At 57.6% G+C, this 6,970-nt stretch carries 8 protein-coding genes; 4 read left to right on the top strand and 4 right to left on the bottom strand.

Features of this window, described 5'->3' with window-relative positions; translation table 11 throughout:
* Positions 1 to 251: 251 nt before the first annotated feature.
* The 4 genes from PHW99_RS17525 to mtnP are packed head-to-tail and all read right to left on the bottom strand — an operon-like array spanning position 252 to position 3,451.
* Positions 252 to 905 (bottom strand): TIGR04282 family arsenosugar biosynthesis glycosyltransferase, encoded by a 654-nt coding sequence (locus tag PHW99_RS17525; RefSeq protein ID WP_300180682.1) that lies wholly within the window; start codon positions 903 to 905, stop codon positions 252 to 254.
* Between the two features lie 9 nt (positions 906 to 914).
* The gene (locus PHW99_RS17520) at positions 915 to 1,589 is read right to left on the bottom strand and encodes a TIGR04283 family arsenosugar biosynthesis glycosyltransferase (RefSeq protein ID WP_300180679.1); all 675 of its coding nucleotides are present in this window, start codon (positions 1,587 to 1,589) and stop codon (positions 915 to 917) included.
* Positions 1,590 to 1,617: 28 nt separating this feature from the next.
* On the bottom strand, positions 1,618 to 2,586 hold the full coding sequence (gene arsS, locus PHW99_RS17515) for an arsenosugar biosynthesis radical SAM (seleno)protein ArsS (protein ID WP_300180676.1): 969 nt from the start codon (positions 2,584 to 2,586) through the stop codon (positions 1,618 to 1,620).
* Positions 2,587 to 2,590: 4 nt separating this feature from the next.
* The gene (gene mtnP, locus PHW99_RS17510; RefSeq protein ID WP_300180673.1) at positions 2,591 to 3,451 is read right to left on the bottom strand and encodes an S-methyl-5'-thioadenosine phosphorylase; all 861 of its coding nucleotides are present in this window, start codon (positions 3,449 to 3,451) and stop codon (positions 2,591 to 2,593) included.
* 204 nt (positions 3,452 to 3,655) lie between these two features.
* Here mtnP and PHW99_RS17505 point away from each other — a divergent pair, with 204 nt between their 5' ends.
* From PHW99_RS17505 to PHW99_RS17490, 4 genes are all read left to right on the top strand, one after another.
* On the top strand, positions 3,656 to 4,597 hold the full coding sequence (locus tag PHW99_RS17505; protein WP_300180670.1) for a rhodanese-like domain-containing protein: 942 nt from the start codon (positions 3,656 to 3,658) through the stop codon (positions 4,595 to 4,597).
* A 122-nt stretch (positions 4,598 to 4,719) separates the two neighbouring features.
* Positions 4,720 to 5,484: a TVP38/TMEM64 family protein gene (locus PHW99_RS17500; RefSeq protein WP_300180667.1), complete on the top strand. Its 765-nt coding sequence runs from the start codon at positions 4,720 to 4,722 to the stop codon at positions 5,482 to 5,484.
* Entirely contained in the window at positions 5,481 to 6,428 is a 948-nt protein-coding gene (locus PHW99_RS17495; protein WP_300180664.1) for a lysylphosphatidylglycerol synthase transmembrane domain-containing protein, read from the top strand. The genes PHW99_RS17500 and PHW99_RS17495 overlap by 4 nt, the downstream gene beginning before the upstream one ends.
* Positions 6,394 to 6,894 carry a rhodanese-like domain-containing protein gene (locus PHW99_RS17490; protein ID WP_300180661.1) on the top strand — a complete coding sequence of 167 codons (501 nt, stop codon included), beginning with the start codon at positions 6,394 to 6,396 and terminating at the stop codon, positions 6,892 to 6,894. The genes PHW99_RS17495 and PHW99_RS17490 overlap by 35 nt, the downstream gene beginning before the upstream one ends.
* Positions 6,895 to 6,970 lie beyond the last annotated feature (76 nt).

The raw sequence follows: 6,970 nt of genomic DNA, 5'->3' as shown, positions 1-6,970 counted from the left end.
CACCTGGGACTTCAACGGCCCGGTGGTGGCGCGGCTTTACCCGCAGTTTGTCGGCTGGCCACTCAAGGACAAGTAACTTGCTATCATTTATAGAGCTATTGACGCTTTATTGATGTGGGCTAGAGGCTAAAAATCCGATGAAGTTTTCACAGAACCACGCTGTTTGAGCGGGTGAGCGGTGAATTCCCAGCTGGGGTATGGCCAGGCTCACTTCGTGGCGCGGCTGGCGACGACATCCGGGTGCAGGGCCATCACACGATGCACTGCACCAGGTTGAGAACGTGGGCAAGGTCCCCGGGGCTGTCCACATCACGCAAGGCAGGAAGCACCAGGGTGGCGTAACCCAGGCTTCCAAGCCGATCCAGTGTCAGTGCCGCAACTTGGTCTGTGCTCCAAGGCATGGCCTCAAACAGTGCTGGGAGCTTGCCCAATGCAGCGGGACGCAGTCCCAGCATCAGGTACCCGCCGTCCAGCACGGGTTGCAGCACCGCATCATGCTGCTCCAAAGCTTGTACGGCTTGGACGATGCGGCGCCAGTCCAGGCCAACTCCGTCGGTTCCCAATAACAGCACATCCTCTCCACACCCCAAAGCCGGTGTGAATGCGTGCGCCATGCGTGCACCCAGATCACCTTCAATTTGGGCCGACTTGGCGCAGTTTTTCGGAAGAATGATGCCCGACCAGGACGCGTGTTCAGGATCGGGGCTGCCGCATAGATGAATGTGCACAGAGCGGTGCTTTTCCCGCCTCAAGGCAGTTGCTGCGTCGCGCGCGGCATCCAGCGTCCGTTGCAACAGGTGTGCAGCCAACCGCGCCGCACCGTCTGCACCCAGCGCCGGAATGAGGCGAGTTTTTACCTGGCCAGGCACGGGAGCCTTGGCAAACACCATCAGTCGCACGCTCATGCCACAGTGCTACTGGTACAAGGTCGCCAAACGTTCGGGCGACACTCCACACCAGTAGGCCAAGCGCAGACGCCACATCAACAGGATGGTGCGCCAGATGCCGTGAGCCTCCCAGCGCCGTCCCGAGGTGATGAGACGAGCGCGCAGACAGGCGGGTCGTCCCAATCGCTTCAACTGACTCGACAACGCAATGTCTTCCATCAAGGGCTGCGGTGGAAATCCACCGACCGCATTGAATGCCGCGCGTGTGACAAAAATGGCTTGATCGCCCGTGGCGATGCCACTCACGCGAGAGCGCACATTCATGCCATGGCCCACCACTTTGAGCCACGGAGACTGGCCCTGGATCTGCACATCAAAGCGCCCCCAGGAATAGCCGCTTGATATGGCCTGGGTCAGCTGCTGCAGCGCATCCGGCGGAAGCCGGGTGTCAGCATGTAGAAATAACAGCACATCGCCCGCCGAGGCAGCAGCGCCACGGTTCATTTGAACGGCGCGCCCACGCGGCGCATGCAAAACTTTTGCACCGTTCATCTGTGCGATGGTGCACGTTGCATCTGAGCTTGCGCCATCGACCACCAGCACCTCCCAAGCCTGAACGTCCATCTGCTGCTGCAGAGATTGCAGGGTGCCTGGTAATGCAGCCGCCTCATTCAAGGCGGGGATGACTATGGATACACGCATATCTCCGGCTTTGTCCCGCAACACACGCTCAAGTCAAAGCGCCCGCACAACTGCTGCCCTGGCCTGCCGTGCAGCCATAACAGTGGTTGGCCACACGAATGGGTTGATGCCGCAGTCTGGTGTTCAGCAAATCTCGCATATGGAGGGGCTGGGCACTTTGGGCATACCCGGGCACGGTCAGGCCAAGTTGTTGATTGAAGTCGCAATCGTATAGATAGCCTTGCCAATCCACACTGAGCAGACTTCGGCACATCACCTGGCCCAGGTTGGCGTTCTGATGATGGCGCTTGAGTAACTCCAAATAGGTGTGGAAGGTACCCTTGGAAATCAGCGCCGAACCAAAACGCTGAATCGGCATATTGGCCAACACCAATAGTTCATTGAAGACAATGCCGAATTGCAACTGCAACTCTTGTTGATACGCCGCCTGTAGCGCCGCTTGCGATGGGGGTAATACGGGGCCCTGCGGGTTATAAACCAACTTGAGCGCCAGTCCGCTGCCGGGCCTGCCATAACCCAGTGCATTGAGCCTGCGCAGCGCGACAATGCTTTTCTCAAAAGTGCCTTCGCCGCGCTGCTGGTCTACATTGCCGGTGCTGTAGCACGGCAGGGACGCCACGATTTCCACCTGCTTGCGCGCCAAAAATTCGGCGGTCCCTTCTTGCCCCGGTTCGAGCAGGACGGTCAGGTTGCAGCGATCAATCACATGGACCCCTGCAGCTCGGGCCTGCCGGATCAACGCCCGGAATTCGGGATGTAATTCGGGGGCTCCGCCAGTGAGATCAAGTGTGCTGATCGCCTGGGCCTGGAGTACTGGAGGAATCAGTGCAACGGTAGCCGCATCCATCATCTCGGCACGGTGCGGCCCGGCGCTCACGTGGCAGTGCAGGCAGCTCTGATTACAGCGATACCCCAGATTGACCTGCAAGGTATCGAGGTTGTGGCGTTTAAGTGCGGGAAAGTCGGTGGGCTGCAGCAGTGGCAAAGTAGCGTGCATGGCATCAGCTCCAGAGCAATTCCAGAACCTGGCGGGTTGCCGCGGGCATGTCATCCGGTGCGGTCACCAAGGCATTTTGTAGTGCCGTGTGTGCGGCAGATACCGGCATGTCATGGCGCAAAAAGCGTATGGCGTGGGCTGTGATCTGCTGCGCGCGACTGGCATTCTTGAGCAGGTTCTCCAGCGCCATGCTGGTCGTGACATGCGCTTCCCGGGGATGCCAGCAGTCAAAGTCGGTCACCATTGCCAGAGTGGCATAGGCCATCTGGGCTTCCAATGCCAATTTGGCCTCCGGCATGTTGGTCATGCCCACCAGGTCTGCCCCCATGCTGCGCAGCCAAAGTGACTCCGCGCGGCCGGAGAACTGCGGGCCTTCAATGCACGCATAGGTGCCATTTTGGTGAAGATGGATGTTGGCATCGGTGGCTTGCACGGCACGCGCCAGAATTCGCTGTAACAATGGGCACACCGGTTGCGCCATCGACACATGGGCCACTGCGCCAGAGCCAAAAAACGTACTGTTGCGGTGCCGGGTCAGATCAATGAACTGGTCTGGCAATACCATGTCCAGTGGGTGCAATTCCTCTCGCAACGATCCGACGGCAGACAACGACAGCACATAACGGACACCCAACTGCTTGAGGGCATAGAGGTTGGCCCGGTACGGCACTTCCGACGGTATGAGCTTGTGCCCCCTTGCATGCCGAGCCAAAAATGCAACCGGCGTTCCTTCCAGGGTGCCACACACAATGACGTCTGAAGGAGCACCAAACGGCGTCTGTACCTCGTGTTCATACACGTTTTGAAGGCCGTCCATCTGGTATAGCCCACTTCCTCCGATCACACCCACGATGGCATGTGGCATACGCATTCTCTCCTGCAAAAAGTCCTTGAATCCATCGACGTAGGTCGTCTTTGGCGACGCGATTCTAGAAGTGGATGGCAGGGTCTATATGCGTTTTTCAAATATCCAAAAGCGGATTTATCGCTTTGAAATTGAGAACGAGATCCCTACAGTCGCAACGACCTGGCATTGATCAGGACTTCCAAATAACGTCACAAGTTTTTTATGAAAAATACATTTACCAAATCGCTCAGCGCACTGTCCGTGGCGCTGACCATGAGTGCCGGCATGACGCTGGCCATCGTCACACCCGCTGCATACGCCACAACCGCTGCCGTCAACGGTGCATCGGTCGAGTTTTATCGCGACTGGATCGTGACACCGCAAGCGGGTTTCGATCTGATCAAGCAAGGGGCTCTGGTGATTGACGCGCGCGGTGAGGACTTGAAGAAAAAGAATGGTGCCATTCCTGGTGCAGTGGCCTTGATCTGGCAGGACCTGGCCGAGCCCAATTTGCCCACCAAGGGACGACCTCTGCCGGTGGAACAGGCAACCAAAAAGCTGCAGGCGTTAGGCATTTCCAAAGAGCGCCCTATCGTGGTGGTGGCGGATTCTGTCAATGGCTGGGGTGAAGATGGCCGCGTGACTTGGCTGTTGCGCGCCTGGGGCCACACCCGCGTGGCATTGGTGGACGGAGGTCTGGGCGCGCTGGAACGAATCGGCAAACTGAGCGTCAAGCCAGCTGGCGTCCCGGGCGACTTTGTGGCCAGCGAAAGTTCTCAACTGGAAATCAAGAAGGAAGAAGTCAAACACAAGCTTGGCCGCAAGGACGTGGCATTCCTTGATGTGCGTGAACCCCGTGAATACGGGGGGCAGACTCCTTACGGAGAAAAGCGTGGTGGTCACCTGCTACCTGCCAAACACCTCTTCTTCAAAGATCTGCTGGACAAGAACGGGCAACTCCTTCCCCGTGAAGAAATTGAAAAAGTTCTGGCTTCACGCGGCGTTACCCGCGACAAGGAAGTGGTGTCTTACTGCACCGGTGGCATTCGGTCCGGCTGGGTGACCACGGTGCTCAATGACCTGGGCTACAAGGCGCGCAACTATGCGGGCTCCATGTGGGAGTGGTCTGCACAGGCGGCTGAAGAGTATCCGCTGCAGAAGTAATCGGTTCGCCATGTCTGGATTTCCGAGTCCAGCATTTCATCCATAGGCAGGCTGCATCGTCTGCCCCCTCTGCGACAGGAGCGGGCCGCGTCATGCGGTCGCTCTTGCTTTGAAAGTTCTCCATGAAATCAACTTCTACCCGTCAACGGATATGGGTCGTTCTGGCCACGTTGATCTCTCTTGGCCTGGTCTACTGGTTTGACGAATCGTTACGCAAAAACGTGAACGATGCGGTGGCCATCATGACCTTGCCTGATCCTCCGGCTGCCATTGCGGCATTTAAAGAGTACCTGCTGGGATTTGGTCCCTGGGCAGCTGTGGTGTCCGCTGCGCTGATGGTGTTCCAGTCGGTTGCAGCGCCACTGCCTGCGTTCGTGGTGACCTTTACCAATGGGTTGCTGTTTGGTTGGGCCTGGGGTGCGTTGCTGTCCTGGTCAAGCGCCATGGCAGGCTCCGTGCTCTGTTACTGGATTGCGCAGTCATTGGGACGCCCCGTGGTAGAGAAGCTGGTAGGTGGCGGCAAAGCGCTGGAAACTTGGGACATTTTCTTTGCACGCTTTGGTGTGCGTGCCATTTTGGTGTCGCGCCTGTTGCCGTTTGTGTCGTTTGACGTCATCAGTTACGGGGCCGGCTTGACATCCATTGGCCTGTGGGACTTTGTCTGGGCGACGGGTCTGGGGCAATTGCCAGCCACCTTACTGTATTCCTATCTTGGCCAAAACCTGACCGGCTCCATCAAGGTCCTGTTCTGGGTGTTTTCCATCACCATCACGGTGTTTGTGGTTGGCTCTGCCATCGGCCCGTACCTCTTGCGAAAAATGCGTGCGTCCAATGCCCATAAGTCGGCTGCAGTTCCCAGCGCTACTTCGGATGTGAGGGCATCATGACATCCAAGGAACACCTCCGTCTGACTGCACGCATTCTGGTGACGCTGGGACTGGCCGGGCTGCTGCTGTACAAGCTCGACCTGTCCCAGCTGCTGGCCCGTTTTCGCAGCCTCTCGCTGGAGGGCACGTCCCTGGCATTTGCGGCAGTGATCGTTGCCATCGTGATATCGGCCTGGAAATGGGGCTGCATCCTGCGCGCCCGCCAACATGCCTTGCCATTTCTCACACTACTTCGCCTCTATTTTGTCGGCCTGTTTTTCAACAACGTGTTGCCCACCTCTGTGGGTGGTGATGCAGTGCGTGCGTGGGAGACCACCAAAGAAACTGGCGAGGTGCCTGAGGCCATTGGGTCGGTGGTATCCGAGCGACTGATTGCCGGCGTTGCTCTTGGTTTTACCGCACTGCTTGGGTTGCCCTTTATCGAGGCTGACACACGCACAGTGCAAATGGTGGTGGTTTTTCTTGTGATTGACGTGGCATTGGTGGGGTTGTTTTTGGTACCCCGCATTGCCGAAGGCATTGTGGGAAAAACCTTGCCAGACCGGTTTTCCAGTGTCAAGGGCGTGGTGAAACGCACGGTCGCGATCGTGCGTGACACGGTGAGAAATCCGACCTTGTTCGTTTGGATTCTGACCCTGTCCATCGTGTTCCAGCTCTGCGTGGCAGCGGTGAATGCGGCGATCTTTCATGCGCTTGGCGCCAGCGTGTCCCTGGCGCACTGCGTCATCTACACACCCATGATTTTCACCGTGGCCATGCTGCCGATTTCCATCTCCGGATTCGGCGTGCGTGAAGCGGCTTATTGGTACTTCTTTTCCCAGGTTGGCGTATCCGAGGGAGATGCCGTTGCGACATCACTGCTGTTTTTTGTGATTGTGGGTATCAGCAGTCTCCCTGGGGCGCCCCTCTTTGTATTTCGCAAATCCCGGCTTCAACCCATCTGACTTTTCAAGGAAACAATCCGTGAATCTACTCACTATTTCTGTCGCGGCAGGCCTGATTCTTTTGGCTGCATTTGGCTTCTGGAAGCTCACCCGCTATTTCTGGCTGAAGATTTTTTACCGCTACCGGGGGGTGAAAGATGTGGACGTCAGCACAGCCCAGGAGTGGCGAAAGCAACAGAGCGTCTTCTTGCTCGATGTGCGCGAACCAGACGAGTACGAAGAAGCCCATGTCGATGGCGTCACGCTCATTCCGCTGGGGCAGCTTGCCTCACGTGCGCATGAACTCATGGCCCATCAACATTCACCGCTGCTCATCATCTGCCGTGGCGGCGTGCGTTCAGCCAAGGCGTGCCTCATCCTGGGGAATCTGGGGTTTGTGCAACCCTTGAACGTTGCCGGCGGCATGAATGCGTGGAAGCGCAGCCAACTCCCCTTTGTTGCCAAGCCCCATCTCCAGGCGGTATGACGGCTTCGTCCCGGTCCGGGTAGACACCTCTGCCATCGTCAGCAGCGTATTGCCCACACCACTGGCCGCAATGGTG

The sequence above is a fragment of the Rhodoferax sp. genome, assembly GCF_028689305.1.
Classification (GTDB): Bacteria; Pseudomonadota; Gammaproteobacteria; order Burkholderiales; family Burkholderiaceae_C; genus Rhodoferax.
Note: the sequence above shows the minus strand (reverse complement) of the source record. Positions and strands in the feature narration are given on the sequence as shown.

Bases quoted from the DNA above. Each gene is read 5' to 3' on its own strand.
- PHW99_RS17525 (WP_300180682.1), bottom strand. From the start codon at position 905: ATGAGCGTGCGACTGATGGTGTTTGCCAAGGCTCCCGTGCCTGGCCAG.
- PHW99_RS17520 (WP_300180679.1), bottom strand. From the start codon at position 1,589: ATGCGTGTATCCATAGTCATCCCCGCCTTGAATGAGGCGGCTGCATTA.
- arsS (WP_300180676.1), bottom strand. From the start codon at position 2,586: ATGCACGCTACTTTGCCACTGCTGCAGCCCACCGACTTTCCCGCACTT.
- mtnP (WP_300180673.1), bottom strand. From the start codon at position 3,451: ATGCCACATGCCATCGTGGGTGTGATCGGAGGAAGTGGGCTATACCAG.
- PHW99_RS17505 (WP_300180670.1), top strand. From the start codon at position 3,656: ATGAAAAATACATTTACCAAATCGCTCAGCGCACTGTCCGTGGCGCTG.
- PHW99_RS17500 (WP_300180667.1), top strand. From the start codon at position 4,720: ATGAAATCAACTTCTACCCGTCAACGGATATGGGTCGTTCTGGCCACG.
- PHW99_RS17495 (WP_300180664.1), top strand. From the start codon at position 5,481: ATGACATCCAAGGAACACCTCCGTCTGACTGCACGCATTCTGGTGACG.